Annotated in this window: 21 protein-coding genes; 7 read left to right on the top strand and 14 right to left on the bottom strand. The window is 44.3% G+C overall.

Features of this window, described 5'->3' with window-relative positions; all coding sequences use genetic code 11:
• Positions 1-71: 71 nt before the first annotated feature.
• From ugpC (B6N13_RS06885) to B6N13_RS06860, 6 genes are all read right to left on the bottom strand, one after another.
• A complete protein-coding gene (gene ugpC, locus B6N13_RS06885) occupies positions 72-1181 on the bottom strand; it encodes a sn-glycerol-3-phosphate ABC transporter ATP-binding protein UgpC (protein ID WP_012072012.1) in 1110 nt (369 codons plus the stop codon).
• A gap of 96 nt (positions 1182-1277) precedes the next feature.
• Entirely contained in the window at positions 1278-2162 is an 885-nt protein-coding gene (locus B6N13_RS06880; RefSeq protein ID WP_012072011.1) for a carbohydrate ABC transporter permease, read from the bottom strand.
• Entirely contained in the window at positions 2155-3006 is an 852-nt protein-coding gene (locus tag B6N13_RS06875) for a sugar ABC transporter permease (RefSeq protein WP_348981528.1), read from the bottom strand. The genes B6N13_RS06880 and B6N13_RS06875 overlap by 8 nt, the downstream gene beginning before the upstream one ends.
• 174 nt (positions 3007-3180) lie before the next feature.
• Entirely contained in the window at positions 3181-4428 is a 1248-nt protein-coding gene (locus tag B6N13_RS06870) for an ABC transporter substrate-binding protein (RefSeq protein WP_012072009.1), read from the bottom strand.
• Positions 4429-4708: 280 nt separating this feature from the next.
• Positions 4709-6175, bottom strand: a complete 1467-nt coding sequence (locus B6N13_RS06865; RefSeq protein ID WP_169458932.1) for an ATP-binding protein — start codon at positions 6173-6175, stop codon at positions 4709-4711.
• Entirely contained in the window at positions 6165-6899 is a 735-nt protein-coding gene (locus tag B6N13_RS06860) for a response regulator transcription factor (RefSeq protein WP_169458931.1), read from the bottom strand. Before B6N13_RS06860 ends, B6N13_RS06865 begins: the two co-directional genes overlap by 11 nt.
• Positions 6900-7126: 227 nt before the next feature.
• On the opposite strand from B6N13_RS06860, the gene B6N13_RS06855 reads away from it, so the two are divergent.
• From B6N13_RS06855 to B6N13_RS06825, 7 genes are all read left to right on the top strand, one after another.
• Positions 7127-8098, top strand: coding sequence for a carbohydrate kinase (locus tag B6N13_RS06855; protein WP_012072006.1), 972 nt, complete (start codon positions 7127-7129; stop codon positions 8096-8098).
• Positions 8099-8555: 457 nt separating this feature from the next.
• A complete protein-coding gene (locus tag B6N13_RS06850; protein ID WP_012072005.1) occupies positions 8556-9908 on the top strand; it encodes an ABC transporter substrate-binding protein in 1353 nt (450 codons plus the stop codon).
• Positions 9909-10022: 114 nt separating this feature from the next.
• The gene (locus tag B6N13_RS06845; RefSeq protein ID WP_012072004.1) at positions 10023-11033 is read left to right on the top strand and encodes a sugar ABC transporter permease; all 1011 of its coding nucleotides are present in this window, start codon (positions 10023-10025) and stop codon (positions 11031-11033) included.
• Between the two features lies 1 nt (position 11034).
• A complete protein-coding gene (locus B6N13_RS06840) occupies positions 11035-12177 on the top strand; it encodes a carbohydrate ABC transporter permease (protein ID WP_012072003.1) in 1143 nt (380 codons plus the stop codon).
• Between the two features lie 72 nt (positions 12178-12249).
• Entirely contained in the window at positions 12250-13350 is a 1101-nt protein-coding gene (gene ugpC, locus B6N13_RS06835; RefSeq protein WP_012072002.1) for a sn-glycerol-3-phosphate ABC transporter ATP-binding protein UgpC, read from the top strand.
• A 95-nt stretch (positions 13351-13445) separates the two neighbouring features.
• Positions 13446-15065, top strand: a complete 1620-nt coding sequence (locus B6N13_RS06830) for an alpha-glucosidase family protein (protein WP_169458930.1) — start codon at positions 13446-13448, stop codon at positions 15063-15065.
• Between the two features lie 115 nt (positions 15066-15180).
• Positions 15181-16281, top strand: a complete 1101-nt coding sequence (locus B6N13_RS06825; RefSeq protein WP_169458929.1) for a LacI family DNA-binding transcriptional regulator — start codon at positions 15181-15183, stop codon at positions 16279-16281.
• 28 nt (positions 16282-16309) lie between these two features.
• Here the strand turns inward: B6N13_RS06825 and B6N13_RS06820 are convergent, their stop codons facing one another.
• The 8 genes from B6N13_RS06820 to B6N13_RS06785 form a co-directional block, all read right to left on the bottom strand.
• On the bottom strand, positions 16310-17020 hold the full coding sequence (locus B6N13_RS06820; protein ID WP_012071999.1) for a 3'-5' exonuclease: 711 nt from the start codon (positions 17018-17020) through the stop codon (positions 16310-16312).
• Entirely contained in the window at positions 17021-18877 is a 1857-nt protein-coding gene (locus B6N13_RS06815) for a DUF294 nucleotidyltransferase-like domain-containing protein (protein ID WP_012071998.1), read from the bottom strand.
• Between the two features lie 69 nt (positions 18878-18946).
• A complete protein-coding gene (locus B6N13_RS06810) occupies positions 18947-19513 on the bottom strand; it encodes a TMEM165/GDT1 family protein (protein ID WP_012071997.1) in 567 nt (188 codons plus the stop codon).
• 308 nt (positions 19514-19821) lie between these two features.
• On the bottom strand, positions 19822-21411 hold the full coding sequence (locus B6N13_RS06805) for a BCCT family transporter (RefSeq protein WP_169458928.1): 1590 nt from the start codon (positions 21409-21411) through the stop codon (positions 19822-19824).
• Between the two features lie 480 nt (positions 21412-21891).
• The gene (hemW, locus tag B6N13_RS06800) at positions 21892-23061 is read right to left on the bottom strand and encodes a radical SAM family heme chaperone HemW (RefSeq protein ID WP_169458927.1); all 1170 of its coding nucleotides are present in this window, start codon (positions 23059-23061) and stop codon (positions 21892-21894) included.
• The gene (rdgB, locus tag B6N13_RS06795) at positions 23058-23672 is read right to left on the bottom strand and encodes an RdgB/HAM1 family non-canonical purine NTP pyrophosphatase (protein ID WP_012071994.1); all 615 of its coding nucleotides are present in this window, start codon (positions 23670-23672) and stop codon (positions 23058-23060) included. Before rdgB ends, hemW begins: the two co-directional genes overlap by 4 nt.
• Positions 23673-23763: 91 nt before the next feature.
• Positions 23764-24354, bottom strand: coding sequence for a methionine biosynthesis protein MetW (gene metW / locus B6N13_RS06790; protein WP_012071993.1), 591 nt, complete (start codon positions 24352-24354; stop codon positions 23764-23766).
• Positions 24354-25511: a homoserine O-acetyltransferase gene (locus tag B6N13_RS06785; protein WP_012071992.1), complete on the bottom strand. Its 1158-nt coding sequence runs from the start codon at positions 25509-25511 to the stop codon at positions 24354-24356. Before B6N13_RS06785 ends, metW begins: the two co-directional genes overlap by 1 nt.
• Positions 25512-25613 lie beyond the last annotated feature (102 nt).

The following is a 25613-nucleotide window of genomic DNA, read 5'->3' as shown; positions in this document are numbered from 1 at the left end:
AAAAAACCTGTCACAGTAAAAAGGTTGTGACAGGTTTGCTTAAAAGGTTAACCGTTTAGCTTGGCAAATGATTAAAGATCTAGACGACGCCCCGTTTCTTTATCGAAAGCCACCGCTTTGGAGGTATCAAACATCATTTTGATAATTGAGCCTGCTTCTGCTGGGTACATTGGGTTAGAACGACAGTTGATCTCGGCATCGTTAACACGAGTCAGAATCATGGTGTCGGCACCCATTGGCTCCGTTACTTCCACTTCAACATCGGTTGTGGTGACAAAAGGCTGTCCTTCTTTGTGTGGCTGAGGTTCGGTAATCATCTCAGGACGCAAGCCCAGCAGGATGGTTTTGCCTACGTAATCTTTTAGTGATTCTGGTTTTGGGAATGGCAGTGCAACGGTTGTGCTTGTTGCCAATTCCAACATAGGCACGCCATCTTGTTCGATCACTTTGGCTGGAATGAAGTTCATCGCTGGTGAGCCCATGAATCCTGCAACGAACAAGTTTGCTGGGTTGTCATAGATTTCTTGTGGTGTACCAAGCTGTTGAACTTGTCCATCTTTCATTACGGCGATGCGATCGGCCAAGGTCATGGCTTCGATCTGATCGTGGGTTACGTAAACGATGGTTGTGCCCAGCTTTTTATGCAGCTTCTTGATCTCTGTACGCATCTCTACACGCAATTTAGCGTCTAGGTTAGACAATGGCTCATCAAACAAGTAAAGCTGAGGGCGACGCGCTAAGGCACGACCCATGGCAACACGTTGACGCTGACCACCAGACAATTGCGCTGGTTTACGGTCGAGTAGATGGCTGATTTGTAATAGTTCCGCTACGCGCTGAACTTCCACATCACGTTCTGCTTTTGGCACTTTACGCATTTCTAAACCGAATGAGATGTTTTGCTCTACCGTCATGTTTGGGTACAAAGCGTAAGATTGGAACACCATCGCGATATCACGATCTTTAGGGCTAGTGTAAGTCACGTCTTTATCTGCGATAAGAATTCGACCTTCGGTTACGTCTTCAAGGCCTGCAATGGAGTTCATTAGCGTGGATTTACCACAACCAGAAGGCCCAACCAAAATCAGGAATTCACCTGCTTTGATAGAAATATTGATGCCTTTTAAAATTTCCGTCTCGCCGTAGCGTTTTTTAACATTATCAATGACTAGGTTTGCCATGTTATTACTCCGAATTTTTTAGTTCACTCGTGCTGTGTTAGGTAAAAAGGCACGAGTGCATTTTGTCTTTATTAACTAGGTTGCTGAACGGCGTTATTAGCCTTTGACTGCGCCAGCTGTTAAGCCTCGGACGAAGTATTTTCCGGCAAACACATAAACCGCTAGTGTCGGTAGGGCCGCAATAATGGCCGCGGCCATATCAACGTTGTATTCCTTACCACCAAAGCTGGTGTTTACCAAGTTGTTCAAAGCAACCGTGACTGGCTGAGTATCAAAACCAGAGAAGGCCACACCAAATAAGAAGTCATTCCAAATTTGCGTAAACTGCCAAATGACTGTGACGACAATAATCGGTGTCGAAACGGGCAAAATGATGCGGTAGAAAATCGTAAAGAAGCCTGCGCCATCAAGGCGAGCTGCTTTTACCAATTCACCAGGAATGGACTGGTAGAAGTTACGGAAGAACAAGGTTGTAAATGCCACACCGTAAACCACGTGCACGAAGACTAAACCTGAAGTGGTATTGGCAATACCTAACCAACCCAGTGTTTGCGCCATTGGCAACAAGATTACTTGGAATGGAATAAAGCAACCCACTAACATGGCCGCAAAGAAAAAGTCACTGCCACGGAATTTCCATAGGGAAATAACGTAACCGTTAATAGCACCTACCAGCGTTGAAATAGCAACCGCAGGCAGTACGATTTGGAAGGAGTTCATGAAGTAAGGTGAGATACCACCACAACTACTGCCCGTACATGCGCTTGACCACGCTTTTGACCAAGAATCGAAATGCAAGGAAGCAGGCAAAGAAAGCAGAGTTCCTGTGCGTATCTCTTCCACATCTTTTAGCGATGTAATCAACATGACGATAAACGGCATCAGATAAAACGCCGCAACGACGATTAATACCGTGTACAAGGCAATGCGTAATACTTTGTCTAGGCCAGAAGTTTTACGGCCAACAGCTTTATTACTCATGGCGTTTACCTCGCAATTCAGAGTACAAATAAGGAACTAAAATCGCCAATACACAGCCTAGCATCACCATTGCAGACGCTGAACCTAAGCCGATTTGGCTACGAGTAAAGGTGTAGGTGTACATGAAGTTAGCTGGCAAATCTGACGAATAACCCGGTCCACCATTGGTCAAAGCCGCAACCAAGTCGAAACTCTTAATCGCAATGTGTGAAAGCACAACCAAGGCGCTAAAGAATACTGGTTTCAAAGAAGGCAGGATAATACGACGGTAAGTGGTAAAAGTGCTGGCACCATCAAGGTGTGCGGCTTTGATCAGATCACCATCAACGCCACGAAGGCCTGCTAAGAAAAGCGCCATGACGAAACCAGATGCTTGCCAAACAGCCGCGATAACCAAACAGTAAATAACCATGTCTGGATTGATCAACCAATCGAATTTAAAGTTTACAAAACCAAAGTCGATCATCATTTTTTCCAGACCGTTAGTTGGGTTAAGTAACCACTTCCAAGCCGTACCCGTTACGATGAAAGAGATGGCCATTGGATACAGGTAAATGGTGCGGATTGCGCCTTCTGCGCGGATCTTTTGGTCCAAGAAGATGGCGAGAGTCACGCCAAGGAACAAACAGATAGCAATAAACAAGCCGCCGAAAATCCCAAGGTTGGATAGGGCTACCATCCAGCGATCGTTGTTAAATAGACGCTCGTATTGTTCGAAGCCGACAAACTTGTAAGACGGCAACATACGAGAGCCAGTGAAAGAGAGTACGGCAGTCCATATCATATAGCCGTATATGCACACCAAGGTAACCAGTACCGTTGGGGCCATGACGATTTTAGGCATCCAATCGGCCAAGCTTAGGCGCGCAGGACGTCCTGACTGAGTCTGTCCTGACCCAGAATTGGCGGCTTTAGTATTCATAGTTGATGCTTCACTATTTGGAGAGATTAAGAAGAGGCTGGCTAGATGACCAGCCTCTTATGTTTACTGCAAATTAAGACGTTGCAGATTTAGATCTTACATGCTGGCTTTAACTGCGCGAGCTAGCTTGTCGACTGCTTCTTTAGACGTCATAGATTCGTCATTGAAGAAGTTAGTCACCACGTCAAAGATAGCGCCTTGAACCATAGAGTTCACAGCCATGCCGTGAGCCATACTTGGTACTAGGTTGCCAGTCGTTGAACTTGCTAAAAACGCATCCATTGAAGAATGTGCACAAGTATCAAATTTTTCGCGAGGCATATTCAAACGAACTGGAATAGAGCCTTTGTTCAAGTTGAAGGTTTCTTGGAACTTAGGTTCTAGGATCAAACGAGCAAGGTCTTTTTGAGCTGCTTGTTTGTCTTTGCCATCTACTTTAAACATCGCTAGAGAATCGATGTTGAAAGTGAAAGCACCGCTTGTGCCTGGCGCTGGGTAACAAACGTAATCGATACCGGCTTTTTTGCCTGCTGCTGTGAACTCGCCTTTCGCCCAGTCACCCATGATTTGCATCGCAGCATCACCATTGATAACCATAGAGGTTGCTACGTTCCAATCGCGGCCAGAGAAACCTGGATCAACGAATTCGCGCATTTGTTTGAAGGTATCAAATACGTCGATCATGTCTTGGCTACGTAGTGTCTTATCAGACAAGCCGATGAACGCGCTGTTGTAGAATTTAGCGCCTTTAGCCAAAGCGATTGCTTCGAATAGAGTAGCGTCTTGCCAGTTTTGACCACCGTGAGCAAGTGGTGTGAAACCAGCAGCTTTAATTTTTTTCGCTTCAACAATGAATTGTTCCCAAGTGGTTGGGATAGACGCGCCTGATTTACGGAATACTTCAGGGTTTGCCCACATCCAGTTTACACGGTGAACGTTTACTGGAGCCGCTACGTAGTGGCCGTCGTACTTCATTACGTTACTAACAACTTGAGGAAGGATAACGTCCCATTCGCCCGCTTTAGCAACATCATCAAGATTTGTTAGGAAGCCAAGGTCACCCCATTCTTGAATGGTTGGGCCTTTGATTTGAGCAGCAGATGGTGGGTTGCCAGAAATGGCACGAGATTTTAGAACGGTCATAGCAGATTCACCACCGCCACCAGCGACTGCGAAGTCTTTCCAAGTGTGGCCAGCGTCTACCATTTCTTCTTTAAGTACATTGATCGCAGCGGCTTCGCCACCTGATGTCCACCAATGTAGAACTTCTACTTCACCAGCGTGAGCCGTAGCCGCTGCTAGAGAAAGTGCAACTGTGGTTAAACCGAAAGCAATTTTTTTCATGATAGGAACCTTTGTTATTGTTATGTCATCCAACCAAAGACATTTTATAGGCTTTGATGTTGCGTTATTTTTGTATCGACTTCGCGGTCTGAAGATCAGCTTAAGCGAATGTTCGAGTGATAGAATTTAGCAAAGGATCTGACAAGGGAGGGTAAAGTAGAGCAACCTATTGTAACAAAGTCTTGCAAATGACTGGGTGAAATGGTTTTTGTTTGCTTATTGAATGACGATTTGATGCATTTTTCAGTGAAGAACAAACCGTCATTTTGGTGACGATAGATTAATGTCTTGGCAACCAAAGTTTGGCTTCTAAGCCTTGTGGCATATGGTTACCCAGGGTGACTTCACCACCATGAGCACGGGCAATATTGCGTGCAATACTTAAACCTAATCCCATGCCGCCAGGATGACCTGAATGGTCTGGCGTTAAGCGCGTGTAAGGTTGAAAAACTTTGTCCATTTTATCAATCGGGATGCCTGGGCCTTGGTCACAAACCCGAATACAGACTTCATTTTCATCATCTTCAATGAAGACGGTGGCGGTTTTGCCATAGTACAAGGCGTTATCGACAAGGTTGCCAAGACAGCGTTTTATGGCAAAGGGTTTGCCAATAAATGGATGTTGTAACTCGCCGACAACGGTCAGCTTTACACCATGTAAGTTGGCCGTAGATTGCATGTCTCTGAGCATTCTTGAAATATTCACTTCGACGCGATTTTCATGAATATCGGTTTCTTTTACACTTTGCAATGCGCCTTTTAGTAACATATCTAAATCTTCTAGATCGCGAATCATGGCGTCGCGGATATCATCTTCGTCTAGCATTTCAGCGCGTAATCGTAAGCGTGTGATAGGTGTTTTTAAATCGTGAGAAATGGAGGCAAAGAGCCTTTCTCGGTCGTTGAGATAACGCTGAATGCGGCGCTGCATATCGTTAAAAGCCTTGGCTGTATTGCGCACTTCGACACTGCCGACTTCTTTTATTGGTTGCCAATCGCCTTGTCCAAAACGTTCCGCCGCACGTGCCAAGGTGGCCAGCGGTCGTGTCACGCGCCTTAAAATAAGAATGCTCAGCAGCAGTACGGTAATCACTGACATCGCCATGGAAAACAAACGATCCCCACTGAGTGCTGTGGTGCCATCCAAAAAGTAAGGGTCAGGCATCAGACTTGCTAAATACAGCCAGTCTTTATCATTGATTGGAATTTGAATCACGATAATGGGGGGCGTGAGAGGCTTTACTAATAAACTGTGATGTCCCCAGCGCTCTGGTAAATCCACAAGGCGAGTATGGTTGTTGATCACGTGTAAATCACTGGGGCTGGAAAATGCAATCTTTGCGTTGTGAATACCTAGCTGTTTGACCAGCGTCGACTGAACCTCGTTTTTGACAATGTCTTTGAGCGGCGAGTCGGGAATATTGTTGATGAGAATCTCTTCTTTATTGAGTGTTACAAAGAAGCGTGTTCCGCCCATGTCTTGTAATTGATCGATGACGATATGGCGATAATTGGTTGGCAAAGAAGTGAAGTAGCTAACGGTGGCAGCAATACGAAATGCCATGTGTTTAGATACTTCACGTACGTTTTCTTCGGTATCGGATTCGAGTTGACGCAACCAAATGGATGAACTGATGAACTGAGCGCTGGCCACGCCCAGTGCCATAATGATCAGAATTTGCCCTGTCAGAGACTGGGACCAGCGCTTGATTCGTGAGCGTTTACTGATCGGTGTATTAACGGGCATCACTAATGGCTTCGACGCTAGCGGTTAATATATAACCTTGACCACGAATGGTTTTGATCAACTGTGGCTGGCGGGCATCTTCGCGTAAACGCTGGCGTAAGCGGCTAACGTGCACATCAATAAACCGATCAAGCGGAGCGCTATCACGTCCACGCGTATTTTCAGCGATAAGTTCGCGTGTGAGCACCGCGCCAGGATGAGTTAAGAACAACATTAACAGGTTGTAATCTGCGCCGGATAACGACTCTTTTTCGTCTTTAAAGTGCAACTCACGCGACAGTGTATCCAGAGTAAATTGCGCAAAACGATAGAAGCGATGGGTAACCGGTGCTATCTCGACCACTTCGGTGTGTTCCATACGGCGCAAAATAGCTTTGATTCTCGCCAGTAACTCTCGCGGGTTAAAGGGCTTTGCAAGATAATCATCTGCGCCAATTTCCAAACCGATGATACGGTCCATTTCGTCGGAGTTTGCCGTTAACATGATCACCGGAACCTGTGATTGCGTTCGTAGGGAGCGACAAACTGCAAAGCCATCTTGTCCCGGAAGCATGATGTCTAAAATCACCAGATCAACTTCTTGCTCTGCTCGGAAATTGGCTAAAAACGTTTCACCAGAATCAGCGGTTAACACCGTGAATTGGTGCTTTTCTAGGTAAGTTTTGAGCAGGGTGCGAATCTCGTCGTCGTCATCTACAACATAGATACATTTTGCTTGGGTCATTATCTTGCTCAGTGGAAGGTTGAGGTCTGTTAGTTATTATAAAATTGTTATGTAAGTTTCGAGTCTAGCAAGAAACTTACAGTGAACCAATTGCTCATATAGACTTGATATGAACAGTCTTTAAATAAATTAAATTGATTTAATGCTTTCTCCCCTGCATAATTTTTCGTCTACCCTTATTTAGATCTGCGCAGATACTGTCTGCAAACCAAAAAGAGAACACAATAATGACAACAAAAGTAATGGCGTTCGGCGAAGCCTTGATCGATTTCCTTTCTAATGGAGCAACCAAAGCAGGAGAGCTTGAATCTTTTACTAAGTTCCCAGGCGGTGCGCCAGCAAACGTTGCGGTAGCTGTGGCACGTTTAGGTGGCAACAGTCATTTTGTCGGCCAAGTAGGTGACGATGCGTTTGGTCATTTTTTGAAAGAGTCTCTTGATGGTTACGGTGTGAATACGAGCAATATGCTGATGACCAAGGAAGCCAAAACGGCCTTGGCGTTTGTAAGCTTAGATCAAACTGGCGAGCGTAGCTTTGAATTTTACCGCAGTCCTTCTGCGGATATTTTGTTCCGCGAAAGTGATTTTGATGCCACTTGGTTTGCTGATAGCCAAGGAGTGTTCCATACCTGTTCTAATACATTGACCGATGCGGATATTACCAAAGCTACTTTGGCTGGAGTGAGCATGGCTCGTGCGGAAAACTGGATCGTCAGCATTGATGTGAACTTGCGTATGAACCTTTGGCCGAATGGGCAAGTGGATATTAAGCGTGTTATTGATTGGATGCAAAGTGGTGATGTAGTGAAAGCCAGTCTAGAAGAATTGGCAGTGTTAGCAGAAGATCCATTTGCTCTTATCGAACAATCTCTTGCTGCGGGTGTGACCTTATTTGTATTAACGGATGGTGGCAACCCGATTCGTTTTTATACGGCGACTCATGGCGTAAGTGAAGTGATTACGCCAAAAGTGGAAGTAAAAGACACCACTGCAGCTGGCGATGCTTTTGTTGGCGGCTTGCTTTATAAATTGGCAGAACAAGGTGGCGATCGCGCAGCGTTAGCGGCTTTATCTCAACAGCAGCTAGTGGATATTGTGCGCTTTGCTGCGGCTTGTGGTGCAGATTCTGTGACAAAGCTGGGTGCCTATCCTTCTTTGCCTTCGTTGAGCGAAGCTGAAGCGCAGTTAAGCCAGTTTTAAGCTTTAATAGTATGATTTTACTTTCTGGATATACTTTTGTTAAACGGTTAAGAAAGTATTAAGCCTGTTTGTTAGAACGAAAAGCGTGCTAGTTCACGCTTTTTTTATGGCTAAAAAAAGCGGTCTAAATGAGTAAAAATAAAGAACAAAATAAACAAATAATGATTGAAAATTGCTCAGCAACTTACTGAATTTACGATAAAAACCCTATATTGTTGGTTTTTTATACAGATGAGGTGGAGTAAATAAGATTCGCATTTTTAGAAGGTTCTACTAAATTTAAAAAATAATTAAGTCAATATTAAGGAGGCGAAGTGCTTGAAGCGCGGGTTTTGTTTGTTAATAATCGAATTCCTTCTTAATCCTTATAGAAGACATGTTTTACCTTGTTTCGACCTACGATAATAAAAACAAAGGCGTGCTAGGGGTTTCCCAAGCGGGCCTGTAAGGAGCAATGATGAAAAAATCTCTTTTGTCTATGGCAGTCGCCCTGACATTTTCCGCAAATGCTGTTCATGCAGCAGACCTCTTGTTTAAGCCTGGTGAAGATTCTCGTTTTAGTTGGAGCAGCTATGAGGCTCTGAAATCGAATAAGCTATCTGGTGAAACCATCTCTATTTTTGGTCCTTGGACTGGTGATGAGAAAACTAATTTCGAACGAGTTGCTGCTTACTTTGAACAAGCCACTGGCGCTAAAGTGAAATACGCGGGTTCTGATTCTTTTGAACAGCAAATCGTTATTGATACTCAAGCGGGCAGCGCACCTAATATTTCTGTTTTCCCTCAACCAGGTTTGGCAGCAGATTTAGCTGCTAAGGGCTTTTTGACGCCACTTAGCGACACGGTAAAAGAAGGCGTGAAAAAAGATTATGCAGCGGGTCAGTCTTGGGTGGATCTAGCGACCTTTAAAGATAAAAAAGGCGAAAAAGAATTTTACGGTGTATTTTACCGTGCAGATTTGAAGTCATTAGTTTGGTACTCACCAGACAACTTTGAAGATGCTGGTTATGAAGTACCTGAGACAATGGAAGACTTAAAAGCCTTAACTAAGCAAATCGTCGCTGATGGTGGTACACCTTGGTGTATCGGTTTAGGTTCCGGTGCGGCGACAGGTTGGCCAGCAACTGACTGGGTAGAAGACTTATTGCTTCGTACTCAACCGGCTTCTGTTTACGATAAATGGGTAACCAATGAAATTAAATTTGATGACCCGCGTATCGTAGGTGCTATCGAAGAGTTTGGTTGGTTCGCGCGTAATGACAAGTTCGTTGATGGTGGCGCTGGAGCGGTTGCCTCTACGGATTTCCGTGACAGCCCAAAAGGTTTGTTCACTTCACCACCTAAATGCTACTTGCATCGTCAAGCGTCGTTTATTCCTGCTTTCTTCCCTGAAGGAACGAAGTTGGGTCTAGACGCTGATTTCTTCTACTTCCCATCTTATGCGTCTAAGGATTTAGGTAACCCAGTATTGGGCGCCGGAACCTTGATGAGTGTGACAAATGATTCTAAAGGCGCCCGTGCGTTTATTGATTTCATTCGTTCGCCAATCGCTCATGAGTTGTGGATGGCGCAAACTGGCTTTATCTCTGCACACTTGAAAGCAAACCCTGAAGTTTACTCAAGTGAAGCAGCGAAAAAACAAGGCGAGATCTTACGCTACGCGACAACCTTCCGCTTTGACGGATCTGACTTGATGCCTGGTAAAATCGGCGCCGGTTCTTTCTGGACAGGAATGGTTGACTACACTGGCGGTAAAGATGCCAAAGAGGTGGCTCACGACATCCAGAAAACATGGGATGCCTTGAAGTAATTCTTTGCTAAGCCCTAGGGTGCTTCGTCACTCTGGGGCTTTTTGTATTGGTTTTATAAGTAAAGCGGTTGCCGTTTTTTAATAGTCACTGCATTGATATATTTTGGAGATTCTATGGGACAGCTTGCCTCGGCGTTAGTTACCATGATTCTAGGTGTTATGGGGTGTGCCGCGTATTTCTACGGCTCAAACTTCCTTTTAGATAAAATTTTTCCAACAAAAAGTGGCGCAGCTGCTGATGTTGCTCGTAATTTACGTGTGGCGAACAATATTCGTCCTTGGCTGTTTTTGGGGCCAGCCGTTTTATTACTGACATTTTACCTTTTCTATCCTGTTATTGATTCCATTCGCTTGTCTTTTTATGGACGCAGCGGTGAAGACTTTGTTGGCCTTGCGAACTATAAATGGCTATTTAGCAGTGATGAGTTCTATGAATCTTTCCGTAATAACATGCTGTGGTTGATTGTTGTACCAACAGCGGCAACATTTTTTGGTTTGATTATCGCGACCATGACCGACCGAATCTGGTGGGGCAATATCGCCAAAAGTTTAATCTTTATGCCGATGGCTATTTCCTTTGTCGGTGCGTCGGTTATTTGGAAATTCATTTACGATTTTCGCACAGGTGGCGAAGATCAAATCGGTTTGCTGAATGCCTTGGTTGTCTTCTTCGGCGGTGAACCGCAGACCTGGCTGACGATTCCAATTTGGAACAACTTCTTTTTGATGGTTATCCTGATTTGGATTCAAACCGGTTTTGCTATGGTGATTTTGTCTGCCGCGCTACGTGGTATTCCTGATGAAACCATTGAAGCCGCTGTGTTAGATGGTGCCAATGGCTTTCAAATCTTCTACAAAATTATGGTGCCACAAATTTGGGGAACCATTGCAGTGGTTTGGACCACAATTACCATTTTGGTATTGAAAGTATTTGATATCGTATTGGCTATGACGAACGCCCAATGGGGCACTCAAGTGTTGGCCAATCAGATGTTTAGTTGGATGTTTAATGGCGGTGGCGACTTTGGTCGTGGCGCGGTGATTGCGTTGGTTATTATGGTTCTGGTTATCCCAATTATGGTGTGGAATATTCGCCGCGCTAATGCCGAAATGGAGGGTCGTTAATATGATTACGTCATCTAAACGCACTCCGTTAACTTTTTTAGTTCATGCAACAGTTTTGTTCCTGGTGATTATCTGGACTATTCCGACAGCGGGTTTGTTTATTTCTTCAATTCGAGATAAAAACCAGCTATCAACTTCTGGCTGGTGGACGGCGTTATCGACCTCTGAACAGCGTTTAGTGGCCCGTGCCCATGAACCGAAAAAACAAGTTCAAGAGGGTGATCGCTTTGTTATTCGCGGTAACCTATTCGAAGGTTCAGCGGGAGAAGTTACCAAATTTGGCTCTAGTTCATTAAGACCCGATGAATTCGATGTTGGAACGGTGGCTGAGCTTAAAAAAGGTGAGACTTTGCAAGTCATGGAAAACGGCGACTACGCATTTTCTTCTCCTGTGGAGTGGAAAGGTTCCCGTGGCGACCGCATTTTCTATACGGCCGAGACGCCACCGCGTTTTACGCTAGAAAACTATCGCGAAGTATTGAATGCCGAAGGGTTGGGTAAGTCTTTTATTAACTCGTTAACGGTTACCATACCTGCGACCATTATTCCTATTTTAGTGGCTGCGTTTGCCGCGTATGCACTGGCTTGGATGCGTTTTCCTGGGCGTGCATTGCTAGTTGCGGCTGTGGTTGGTTTATTGGTTGTTCCGTTACAGATGTCACTGATTCCGCTGTTGAAAACCTATAATCTGATTGGTGAGTTTTTTGGTGTCGGATCAAAAACCTATGTAGGGATTTGGTTAGCGCATACCGGTTTTGGTTTGCCGTTGGCGATTTATCTACTGCGCAACTATATTGTTGGTCTACCAAGAGAAATTATTGAGTCCGCCCGTGTTGATGGTGCTTCCGATTTTGATATTTTCCGTAAGATTGTATTACCGCTGTCTTTTCCTGCATTGGCGTCATTTGCCATCTTCCAATTCTTATGGGTATGGAATGATTTGCTGATTGCCATGGTATTCCTAGGTAATGATGCAGATCACATGGTGTTAACAGGCCAGCTTCGCGAATTGCTTGGCTCTCGCGGTGGTAACTGGGAAATTCTGACGGCATCGGCGTTTATTACGATCATTATTCCTTTATGTGTCTTCTTTGGCTTACAGCGTTATCTAGTACGCGGTTTGCTAGCAGGCTCGGTGAAATAACAAAACCTAGGCAGGTGAGTCGAGCATTTGCTCCTCACTTAGGGTATGAATTTAGATTGAGGCAGTAGAATCATGGCTGATGTAAAACTCACCAATGTTAAGAAAATTTATTCCAATAATGTTGAAGTATTAAAAGACATTAATTTGGACATCAAGCAGGGCGAATTCATTGTTTTCGTCGGGCCATCAGGTTGTGGTAAGTCCACGTTATTGCGCATGATTTCTGGTTTAGAAGACATCTCTGCTGGCACATTAGAGATTGATGGTGTTGTGGTAAATGACGTGCCGCCTGCATTGCGTGGTATTGCTATGGTGTTCCAAAGCTACGCTTTGTACCCGCACATGACGGTTTATGACAACATGGCGTTCAGTTTACAAATCGCTAAGGTTAGCAAAGCAGATATTGATCAGCAGGTGCGTAAAGCCGCTGATATGCTGCAACTAACACCATATTTAGATCGTTTACCAAAGGCGCTTTCTGGCGGTCAACGTCAACGTGTGGCGATTGGTCGTGCGATTGTACGTCGTCCTAAAGTATTCTTGTTTGATGAACCTTTGTCTAACTTGGATGCGGCACTTCGTGTTGCGACACGAATGGAAATTGCTAATCTGAAAGACAGCATGCCGGATTCTACGATGATTTATGTGACCCATGATCAGGTGGAAGCCATGACCTTGGCTGATCGCATCGTGTTGTTGTCGGGCGGTGATATTGAGCAAGTGGGTTCGCCATTGGATCTTTATGAGCATCCTGCGAATGTATTTGTGGCGAAATTTATTGGTTCGCCAGCGATGAATATTGTGCCTTGCCGCATTGAGCAAACGGGCGCACAAACCTTGGTGTCTTTGTCGGCTTCTGCCTCCATTCAAACGCCTATCGTGACGGAATCAAGTGAACAAGCGAAACCAGCTTTCTTCGGTATTCGCCCAGAAGATTTGGTGGTTGTGTCTGCGGAACAAGAAAGCCTTTTCTCGGGAGAAGTATCCTTCGTGGAATCTCTCGGCGAAGCGACTTTGCTTTATGTAAAAATCCCTGGCGCAGACGACATGGTGATTGCGAAGCAAGCTGGTACCTTGAACATTAAGCGTGGGGATAAAGTGTATTTGTCCGCCCCGGCTGAAAAAATGCATTTGTTTGATGAGCACGAGCAGTCTTATTTACGCAAAGGCTAACTGGCTAGTATGTTATTGAGCAGTTAGTAATATTGGTATTTAAATGGGGCAATGCTTTGGCGTTGCCCCACGTTTTATCTTTTTTGGAGAGTCTGATGACAACCAATCTGAACTGGTGGAAAGGTGGGATTATTTATCAAATTTACCCACGTAGTTTTATGGATGCAAATGGCGATGGCGTTGGCGATTTAGCGGGCATTACAAGTAAGTTAGATTACGTTGCCTCCCTTGGTGTCGATGCGATTTGGCTGTCGCCTATTTTTACTTCTCCAATGAAAGATTTTGGTTACGATGTATCCGATTACTGTGACATTGATCCTATGTTTGGCTCGTTAGCGGACTTTAAAGTCTTGGTTGATCGTTCCCATGAACTGGGATTGAAAGTCATGATCGATCAGGTAATTAGTCACTCAGCTGATGTTCACCCTTGGTTTGAAGAAAGTCGTCAAGATAAAACCAATCCGAAAGCAGATTGGTATGTTTGGTCTGATCCTAAGCCTGATGGTTCACCGCCAAATAACTGGTTGTCTATCTTTGGTGGCAGTGCGTGGAAATGGGATAGTCGTCGTTTGCAGTATTATTTGCATAACTTCTTAGAATCTCAGCCAGATTTCAACTTCCATAATCCCGAAGTCCGTAAGGCTCATTTGGATAACATGCGTTTTTGGTTAGAGTTGGGTGTCGACGGTTTCCGTTTGGATACGGTGAACTTCTACTTCCACAGCCAAGGTTTGGAAGACAATCCTCCAGTACCAGCTGGGGAGCCAAAAACTATGGGAGCGCCACACGATAATCCTTACACTTATCAGCGTCATGTGTACGATCTTAGCCGTCCAGAAAACTTGGACTTCTTAAAAGATTTACGCATCATGATGAATGAGTTTCCGGGTAGCACTATGGTAGGCGAAATTGGTGACGATTTTCCTCTGAAACGCATGGCGGAATACACGTCTGGTGGCGATAAGCTACATATGGCGTATACCTTCGATTTTCTGAATACGCCTCATTCTCCAGAATATATTCGCAAAACTTTGGCGGATATGAATAACATCGTGGGCGATGGTTGGCCTTGCTGGGCGTTATCGAACCATGACGTGGTGCGTTCGCGCACACGTTGGGGCGCAAACGAAGATGGCAAAGCTTATCCACTGATTGCTTTGGCGTTGATTTTGTCTCTACGTGGCAGTGTTTGTTTGTATCAAGGTGAAGAACTTGGCTTACCAGAGGCTGAGGTGCCGTTTGAGCGCATTCAAGATCCTTATGGCATTCCGCTGTGGCCAGTATTTAAAGGCCGTGATGGCTGTCGTACGCCGATGGTATGGGATAAATCTGCATTAGGTGGATTTTCTATAATCGAACCTTGGTTGCCGGTCGATAAAAATCACTTACCGCTTAGTGTTGCAGAACAAGAAGCGAATCCAGATGCCTTGCTGCATAAAGTGCGTCAGCTGATTCATTGGCGTCAGCAACAACCTGCTTTAGTGAATGGTGAATTGTCTCAGCTTGATCTTGGTAATGAGCAATTAATTGCTTTGGTGCGTGAATACGAGGGTGTTCGACTTTTGGTTGTGTTAAACATGACGAGCGAAGAGCAGCATGCGACATTAAAAACGGGTGTTGCTGAAGTGTTGCAAGGTCATGGTTTCGAATCGACTTTAGACGGTACAGGATTGACTTTGCCAGCTTATCAAGCCTTCTTTGCTAAGTTGTCTTAAGTCGTATTACGCAGTTAATTGAGTTTTTAATTGGGCATTTGTCATCTCAAGCCGATTTGCGTTTTGTGTGAATCGGCTTGTTTGTCGAAGTTCTTTTGGTTTGCGAGTAGTTAGTATGACAAAAAACATAAAAAAACTGACTTTAAAAGACGTTGCTGAACGATTAGAAGTATCCACGGCAACCATCTCAAACGCCTTTAATCGTCCTGATCAGTTGTCGGCCGCTTTGCGTGAAAACATTCTGAGCGAATGCGAAAAAATGGGTTATTTTGGCCCTAATGCCGCTGCTCGTAGTTTACGCACTGGTCGCACGGGAATAGTTGGCATTGTGTTGTCTGATGACTTGAGTTACAGCTTAACCGATCCTGTTGCCAATCAATTTCTAAAAGGCATGGCGGAAGTCTTTGAAGCCAATGAATACAATATGTTGTTGTTGTCTTCAGACCAAGTTGAGCAAGATGCTCAGAGCCGTATGCAATCTTCTATGGTAGATGGTTTTATCGTTTATGGTCATAAACCACAGCAATGTATTAATGCGCCTTGGTTGATGCCGAATAAGAACATCATTACGGTAGATAGCTTTATTCCTGGAACTACCTCTGTCAACATCGAAAACCACAGCGGTGCCTATAGAATCGCCATTCACGCTCTGCAACATAAACCTGAAGCCGTAGCGATTTTAGGTTTGAGCCTTTTGGCGACAGATCGGGTGTGTCGTATCCGTGAAGACGAATTGTTTGATCGCGCGGCGTCTATTTCGATCCAGCGTTTGTATGGCTATTTTCAGGCATTGGAAGAGCATCAGTTGTCTGTCGCATCTGAGCATATTTGGAATATCCCAGAGAACAATCATAAGTTAGCTTATCAGGCTGCCCGTGAAGCTTTGACTATGGCTAAGCGTCCACAATTATTACTTTGCATGAGTGATTGTATTGCTATTGCAGCGGTGCAAGCAGCCTTGCATTTAGGTTTACGTGTGCCGGAAGATTTGCAGGTGGTTGGTTTTGATGGCATTCCTGAAAGTGCCAATATTCATCCTTCGATCACCACCATACATCAACACACGGTGGAAAAAGGCCGTGTTGCCGCTGAGGTATTTTTAGGGCTTCGAGAAGCCAAAGACGTGGTGTTGGAAACCGAATTAGTGATTCGTGAAAGCTGTCCCTTACTCTCTGAAGTGGCTGAATCAACGCTTGCCGAGCCTGCATTTGTATAATTGCTAAAAGCAGGCTGGGTGGCTTGAATTAAATCCAATAGTTTGAAATATCGGCCTTAGGGTCCATGTGATAGGCAATTTGCGCTTGTAGTAATTCGGCGGATGACAAAGCGTCGGTGAGCGCATGGTGGGCTTTGTAGCGCGGGAGTTTGTAGCGTTGACGGCATGCATCTAAGCGTAATGACGGGCGTCTACCAAAGCGTTTCCACCAAGGTTTAAAGGTGACTTGGCGTTCTATGTCCATGGTGTCGAGCACAGGAAAATACAGCGGATAGCCGTAAATTTTCATTGATGCTTTTAGCAAAAATTGACGTTCAATCGCAACGCAATGCACGACGATGACTTGATGAGTGAGTGCTAATAAAATTTCATCTAAAATAGCATGAAGTCGAGGTGCTTCTTCCAATTCAGAATGAGTGATTTCGTGAATCGTAACGGACTCGGCATTCAATGAGCACTCAGGTTTTGCCATCCAATATTTTGCGCCCTGGCAACGAATGATTTTGTGATTGAGAGGAATTAAACCAAGACTGATAATTTCGTCTTGGCTTGGATCAAGCCCCGTTGTTTCTAAATCTAAGGCCAGCAAAGGTGTATCTTGCAGTGCTGTTTGTGGTGCAATCATCCCCGCTTGATAATAGCGTTTCAGTGGGCCTTCAGGCGCTTCTTCTGCCCATTGGGCAAACATTTCTTGCCAGTCTTGAAGGTCTTCTTGCTTCTTTAATAAAGGCTTTGTCATTTAGCTGCGCTTCCCTGCGTAACGGAATTTAATAAACTCCTGTTGACGTGCAACGATATGAAAAGCATCGCGAAGGTTACGCTTTTCAAAGGAGGACAAATTCTCAGGGTTTACGTGGTTATTCGGTTGTTCACCATTCTCTATTTGTTCTTTTTGGTGTTGAATACGAATCATGCCAATCATTTCTAGAGCAAGAGTCAGGTCTTTAGCGCGTCCATTAGGCAACAAGCCTGCAGCTTCAATATCTTCAATGCGTTCTAAGGTATTGAGCTTGTCGCTACCACAGGCTAGGGCATGCACTCGAACAATATCGATAATTGGCGCGATACCTCTCTCTTTTAGATTGAAAGTACGTGACTGTTCGCCTTCCCCATCCAGTACAAATTGTCGGAAAAACCCCAGAGGCGGTTTACGCTGGTTGGCATTTCGCGCCATAAAGGTTAAGAAGCCAGAATGCTTTTGAGCCTCTTGGCGTATGTGTTGGTTTAGTTGTAGGGCAAGGGTTTTATCGCCATAAATACCACGTAGATCAAAAAAGATAGACAGTCGTAGTAAGGCTTCAGCCTTGGGTTTTTGTATCCACTCGCTGAAGTTATTTTTCCAGATATTTAGTGGCTGGCGCCAGCGAGGATTCGATGCCATGATGTCGCCAGAGCATAAGTCATAACCGCATTTATCTAGGTTATTACAAACCCAATCTGTCAATGCTTCAAAATACTCGCCATGCAGTTTTTTATTGTATTTGTCACTTAAAATCAGTGCATTGTCTTGGTCTGTTTTAATGGTTTGCTCTTCTCTTGCCTGTGAACCAAGGGCGATAAAGCAATAAGGTACTGGTGGTGGGCCGTATTTTTCTTCGGCCAACTGCAATAGCCTTTTTACAAAAGCGGTGCCGATGTGTGACATAGCGTTGCCAATCATTTGTGTATTGGCATCTGCAAGCACAAGTTGGGTGAAAGTATGCGTCATCTTACGGCTGATACTTTGTAAGCCTTCTATACTGGTTTGTTTATAAATATCACTGATCAAATATACACTGCCGTGACTTTCTTTCTGAATGATATCTCCAGTACTTACTACACCAATAGGGCGCCCATTTTTCACAATTGGGATATGATGGACATTGCGGTCCATCATTTTCAATACCGCTTCTGATGCATAATCACCACTGTCCATGACTATCGGGTCACGGGTCATGATCTCTGAAATAGGCGTGTCGTAGGCAAGTCCTTCGGCAACAGCTCGAGTGCGTAGGTCTCGGTCGGTAACAATTCCAATTAGTTCATCTTTATCTGTGATTAGCAGGCTAGAGACACGGTGTTCAGCCATAATTTGAGCCGCATTACGAATGCTTGAACTGATGTCTGTACTAATTGGAGGTCGTCTTAGTAAGCTGACCACAGGACAGGTCATTAAGGAGACATCGGAATTTTGCGACTCCATCGCAGCACGCAAACGTACTTCGCGAGCCAATTCAAAAAAGTCAGAAAAAATATCGTTTTCTTCATATAGTTTGAGAAACCAGCGAGCCGGAATGCAATACAACAAACTGTCTTCGATGGTGCGCATGGATTGTGAAGACTTACCACTACGCAAAAGTGAGTAGTAGCCAAATAACTCACCTTCGTTCATGCGTTGAATTAATTTATTCTCTTTACTGAGAACCTCAATCGCACCACTACGTATAAAAAACAGAGTATTGTTAGGTGCGCTTGGGGCAATGACCCACTCCCCAGTACGCACATAACGTATTTCAATTTCTTTGGTCATATCATTGAGTTGCGGATCGTCGGCAATTTCATTGAATGGTGCATGCTGACAAAGTGCTTCGAGTATTTCAGTTAATTCAACATCCATTATTCCATTCCTATTTATTAAGAGGCCGTTTACCTAGCAAGTTTATGAAATGCCAATTTATTTATCTATCTATTGAAGTAGAGGTGTCGCTATTGTCACGATTCCCATGATCAGAAAAAGTAAACAGGCAAGTAGACGCGTACGGTTAGCATTGATTCGCTCCATTATCCAGTTGCCAGCAAATACCACAGGTACGTTAGCCAACATCATCCCTATTGTTGAGCCTAGCAAGACCATCCAGACACTGCCATAGTGAGCACCTAATAAGACGGTCGCGATTTGAGTTTTGTCACCGATTTCGGCGAGGAAAAACAAGACAAACGTTGCTCCAAACGCACCGTATTTCAGCATGCTATTGTCTTCACTGTCGTCTTTATCTGGGATCAATAACCACAGGCCTACAGCGATAAAGCTTAAACCCACTACCCAACTGATCGCACTTTCGGGGATCCATTGAGCTATTTCGACACCAAGCCATGCAGACAGGGCGTGATTGAGTAATGTCGCTGCAAGAATACCTAGAACAATAGAAGATTTAGATGCGAAACGCGTAGCAAGGAATAAAGCTAAAAGCTGGGTTTTATCACCCATTTCAGCAAGAGCAACAGTAGAGATAGAAGTGAGTAGTGCTTCCATTTTTGATAGGTCCTAGGTGGGCAATAAACGAAAGACAACGAACCTGAGCCCACCTGAGCCAAGTCATTGTCTTAAGTCTCATCAACCCTGCGATATATTATCGGATCAGGACTTCTTTGCCACGAGCTTGAGGCTCGATTATGTTGACAAAGAATCTTTGCAATACACTTGGTATACGCAAAGAAGATTACTCCCCTAAGAGGACGCCGATAATAGAGTATTTACAAAAAGAAAACAACGTGAATGCCCTGTTACAGCCACTCACGTTGTTTTTAGTAGTAATAGATCTCTACGGAATTACTAGAAATCTATGCTTTTTTATAAAGATGCATATCGCTACGCAAACCTTTCCACAAGCTTACACACATGATTAGCATAAGCAGTGTGAATGGTAAGCCAATAGTAATCGCTGCTGCTTGGATTGCGCCAAGAGCTTCGGAACCACCACCCACTAGCAGAGCAATTGCGATGATACCTTCTAAAACCGCCCAGAAGACACGTTGAATCATTGGTGCGTCAGTTTTACCGCCAGCGGTAATACCATCGCTAACCAAAGAGCCAGAGTCAGAGGATGTTACAAAGAATACCAATACTAGAATAATACCAATGAAGGAGATTACAGACGTCATAGGTAAGCTTGCAAACATTTGGAACATAGCCAACGACGAGTCAGTAATACCGTTTGCCAATGCACCAACGCCGTTAGCGGACTGATCTAGAGCTGAACCACCAAAAATAGACATCCATATAAGAGAAACAACCGTTGGTACCAATAGAACTGCTACAAGGAATTCACGAACAGTACGACCACGAGAAACGCGCGCTATAAACATGCCGACAAATGGTGACCAGGAAATCCACCAAGCCCAATAGAACACAGTCCAACCATGGTAGAAAGTTGTGTCTGTTCGATCGATCCAGTTACTTAAAGGAATGATGTATTCAACATAGTTCAGCAAGTAAGAACCCATTGCTGCAAAGATAGCACCAGTGTTACCCACGATTACAATGAAGATTGCCAACACCGCAGCGATGATCATGTTGACGTTAGATAGTAGTTTTACGCCACCTTCTAGACCACGTGCCACCGAAATAATTGCAACGGCAGTTACTACGCAAATCACAACAATTTGTGTCGCTAGCGTATTAGGAATATCAAAAAGGAAGTTAAGACCACTAGTCGCTTGCAGCGCACCAAAGCCAAGAGAGGTTGCTAAACCAAAGATTGTTGCAATGACAGAGACAACGTCGATGACGTGACCGATACCACCCCAAACTTTCTCACCGAATAGTGGGTAAAAAGCAGAACGAATAGTAAGAGGCAAGCCTTTGTTGTATGCAAAGAACGCCAATGACAGACCCACAACAGCATAAATAGCCCAAGGATGAAGACCCCAATGGAACATGGTTGCCCCCATTGCTAGGTCTCGTGCTTCTGGTGTGTTTTTAACCACATCAAAAGGTGTACCGTACCAGCCTGTATAATAAGCAACAGGTTCTGCCACACTCCAGAACATCAAACCAATACCCATACCCGCTGCAAATAGCATTGAGAACCAAGTAATAGTTGAGTGTTCTGCACTTGCTTCGGTTCCACCAAGGCGAATTTTACCGAGAGGAAGGAGAATCAGTAGCAAACAAAAGATCACGAAAATATTACCAGCTACCATAAAGAACCAATCAAAATTATTGATCGACCAATTTTTTGCACCAGATAAAATTACACTCGCATCAGCAGGGAATAAGATACTGCCAATGATGAATGCAAAAATAATAAGCGCGCTGGTACTAAACACTGGATTTAATACGTCTAGGCCAAGAAACTGGATGTTATCTTGTCCTACTTTATACGACGTGTTGTATTCTGCCCGACCATTGTCAGGTACTTTATTACTCATAAACATTCTCCCGAATTAGTGAAAACTTTCCCAAGACCTTTGTTGAATTACTGAACTTAATAAAGGTCTTTGCAAATCTTTTTAAACGAAAATCAACATGAGCGTTTTTTTACACAATTCCGCTACCTAACCGTAAAAGAATTCGTATTTCTGGATTGTTCTTAATACGACGTATTTTGTTCTATTTTCACAATTTATGCATAATCTAGTTTGACAAGTTTGCTTGTCGGCACGCGTCTTCTTGCATCTCAATAATTCAACAAGAATGCGAGAGATTGAGTGCTATAAATTATTGAATTAGAAAGAAAAAATGGGCGATTCCTTTCGTTTAAAAAGATTGTTTTTGTCAAAAAGTCGCTAGATATTGTGTTGCCGTTAAGAACAAAAAAAGCCATTAAAGAATGGCCTTTTTTGTTCTTAACGAGACAAGAGTTACACCTAAATGCTTAGATGTCAAATAATGGTAAATAAAATGATGTGCTATGGAAGGAATAATTCAAGCAATTCATTGAGAAATAATTTGCCTTTTTCGGTTGTTTTGATGCGTTGTTTTTTCCATTCGTCTATATCTAACAAGCCTTGTTTTAGCGCTATTTCGCAGGCTTTGACCAGTGAATTCGGCACTTTTTGATAGGCAAAACGCTCGTAATCCTTTAAATCAAAGGTTTCGAACAAACGTAAACGGTTCATCATAAACTCAAGAGGCAGGTCTTCTTGTTCTATAGCTTCTTTGATAACTAACGCTTCAGCTAGATTGTTTAGGTAATGATTTGGATGACGAGTCTTTCGTGTACGAAATATTTGACCATTAATCAATGTTATCTTGCCATGGGCGCCAGCGCCAATTCCTATGTAATCGCCGAAACGCCAATAATTAAGGTTGTGTGCGGCTTGTCGGTTCTCTTTTGAATTTGCTGAAACTTCGTACTGGACGTAACCATGTTTAGCCAATAGTGCTTGTCCTGCGTCTTGAATGCCCCATAGGGTGTTGTCTTCTGGTAGCGTCGGAGGTCGGCGATAAAACTCAGTATTGGGTTCAATCGTTAATTGATACCAAGACAAATGCTCAGGGTTCAATTCGATAGCGAGAGACAGATCCTCCAGCGCCATTTCTAAGCTTTGATCTGGTAGACCATGCATCAAATCCAGGTTGATATTGTCAAAACCAGCGGCTCTAGACTTATCCACAGCGTGTATTGCTTCTTCGCGGTTGTGGATTCTTCCTAGGGTTTTCAACAGGTTTGGCTGGAAACTCTGAATACCAATCGATAAACGATTAATACCAGCCTGACGAAAATGGCGAAACTTTTCTTGCTCAAACGTCCCTGGATTCGCTTCCATGGTGATTTCAGCGTTGTCTGCCCAAACCAGTTTTTCGCGTAACGCATCCATCAAACGATAATAGAAGTCTTCGCTCATTAAGCTTGGCGTACCGCCGCCAATAAAAGCGGTTTGGATTTCTCGTCCAGCAACATAAGGTAAATCGGCGTCTAGATCAGCTAGAAGTTGTGCCAAATAGGCGTCTTCTGGAAGCTTGCCATTGTCTTCAAAGCGGTCTGCTTGATGGGAATTGAAGTCACAATATGGGCACTTACGCACACACCAAGGTAAATGGATGTACAGACTTAGTGGTGGAAGTTGCGTGCTCAAAATGGCTTACCTTGTTGAGACTGCTGGAAGTTAGCAAAAAGTTGTTTCAAGGCTTTGGCACGGTGGCTGATCTGATTTTTTACCTCTTTTGGCAGGCTAGCGGCGCTGCAAGCGCATTCTGGAACATAGAATATAGGGTCATAACCAAAGCCTTCTTGGCCTTCTGCGGAGGTCAAAATGCGGCCTTCCCAAACACCATGAAAGACTTGAGGTGTTGGGTCGTCTTTGTGACGCATATAGGCTAATACACAATGGAAACGAGCAGTACGTTCTAGTTCAGGCACACCTTCTAGCTTTTCTAGTAGTAGCTTGTTATTAGCATCATTATCACCATGCTCACCAGCAAAGCGAGCGGAGTAAATGCCCGGCGCGCCATCAAGATAATCCACTTCAATGCCTGAATCATCCGCTAAGGCTGGCAATCCTGTATGAGCACAGGCATTACGGGCTTTCAAAATGGCGTTTTCAATAAAACTTAGGCCTGTTTCTTCGGCTTCTTCGACGTTAAACTCGCTTTGCGGTTTAATATCAATGCCCATGTCGCCAAGCAACGCATTGAATTCTTTGATTTTTCCGGCATTGTTGCTGGCTAATACGATGGTTTTGTTCATCGGTTTTTTCCTTCATTTTCTAAAACAAAGGCGGCTGATTCGCCGCCTTGTTGTCATCTTTAATCGTTCGATTTATGTTATTGACCGTGGTTTAACGGCTGATATGGAAAATCGCCGTTTCACTGAATAAGTTAGGCATAGAACGAATCCACCAATGGTCTTTTAGTTGGCCATCTACGGCAGCCCAACGTAACACTTTGATATTTTTTTCTTTACAAAGACGCTCAAAATCTTGGAAGGTAAAAAAGTGAATGTTCGGTGTGTCGTACCAGTTGTATGGCAAGAAATCAGACACTGGCATTCTGCCCTTTAACGCCAAATGTAAACGGCTGCGCCAATGGCCGAAGTTCGGGAAAGTGATAATGCATTCTTTGCCGATGCGTAGCATTTCGTCGATCAATAAATCAGGACGACGGAATTGTTGCAAAGCATGAGTCATCAAAACTAAGTCAAAACTCTGGTCATCAAAGTTTTGCAAACCTTCGTCGATGTTTTGCTCTAAAACTGGAATGCCTTTTTCTATACAGATATTCAAATCGTCATGGCCGATTTCCAAACCATAGCCGTTCACCTGCTTATTTTTAATAAGGTGGTGGAGCAATTCGCCGGGACCACAAGCCAAATCAAGCACGCGAATATTGGGCTGAACCCATTCGTCGATTATCTCTAAATCAGAACGCATTATTTGATCTCCGTGGTTAAGCGATTGGCAACACGGGTTAAAAAGGTGTTTAACACAGTCATGTAACGAGGAATCGGGAATAAAAAGGCGTCATGGCCTTCTGTTGCTTCGATCTTAGCGTAAGAAACTGATTTACCGGCTTTGACAAGTGCGTTGACGATTTCTTCACTACGTTCTGGAGAGAAGCGCCAGTCGGTGGTAAAGGAAACCAATAAAAATTCGCATTGCGCACGGCTTAATACAGCAGAAAGATCGCCATTGGTTTGTGAGGCGGGATCAAAATAATCCAGCGCCTTTGTCATCAGCATGTAGGTATTGGCATCAAAGCGTTTGGTAAATGCTTCGCCTTGATAACGCAAATAGCTTTCTACCTCGAACTCAATGCCGTAATTGTATTGGTAGCTATCATGGCGCATCTGACGTCCAAATTTAGCGCCCATGGCATCGTCTGAAAGGTAGGTGATGTGGCCAAGCATGCGGGCCAAACCAAGACCGTTGGTTGGTACGGAATTATTGTCTATATAGTTGCCATCAAAAAAGTCAGGATCGCGGCGAATGGACTGGCGCGCTACTTCATTGAAAGCAATGTTTTGTGTGGATAGTTTCGGCGCTGACGCGACAATTACGGCAGACTGCAAACGAGTGGGGAAACGGATACTCCATTCCAGTACTTGCATGCCACCTAGGCTGCCGCCAACGATAGCGGCAAAGGTTTGGATGCCCAATAAATCGGCTAAGCGTGCTTGGCTTTCGACCCAATCTTCTACTGTGACAATCGGGAAGCTGGCTTCCCAGCGCTGTCCTGTTTCTGGATTGATGCTAGTAGGGCCCGTTGAACCGCAGCAACCACCTAGATTATTAAGAGCAATCACAAAAAATTTATTGGTGTCGATGGCTTTTCCTGGCCCTATAGCGGTGTCCCACCAACCCGGTTTGCTATCCGACATGGCATGATAGCCCGCTGCGTGATGATCTCCACTGAGTGCATGACAAATCAAAATAGCATTAGAAGCGCTTTGGTTCAGAGTGCCATAAGTCTCGTAAATCAACTGGTACGATGACAAGGATTGTCCGCAGGAAAGCGCCAATGGTGTGTCGAATTGCGCAATCTGTGGCGTAACAATACCAACAGAGTCGGCTGGGATGACGTCCGGCATAGGTTTGTTTATATCCTAAAGTAAAGTCCTAAAGAAAGTGCTCAAATTCCCGTGCAGAAACGTGGGAAGGCTCATCGATGAAAGATGTGACACAGTCTAGCG

Source organism: Marinomonas sp. UCMA 3892, from assembly GCF_012726345.1.
In the GTDB taxonomy this organism is placed as follows: Bacteria; Pseudomonadota; Gammaproteobacteria; order Pseudomonadales; family Marinomonadaceae; genus Marinomonas.
This window is presented reverse-complemented; position numbering and strand designations above follow the sequence as displayed.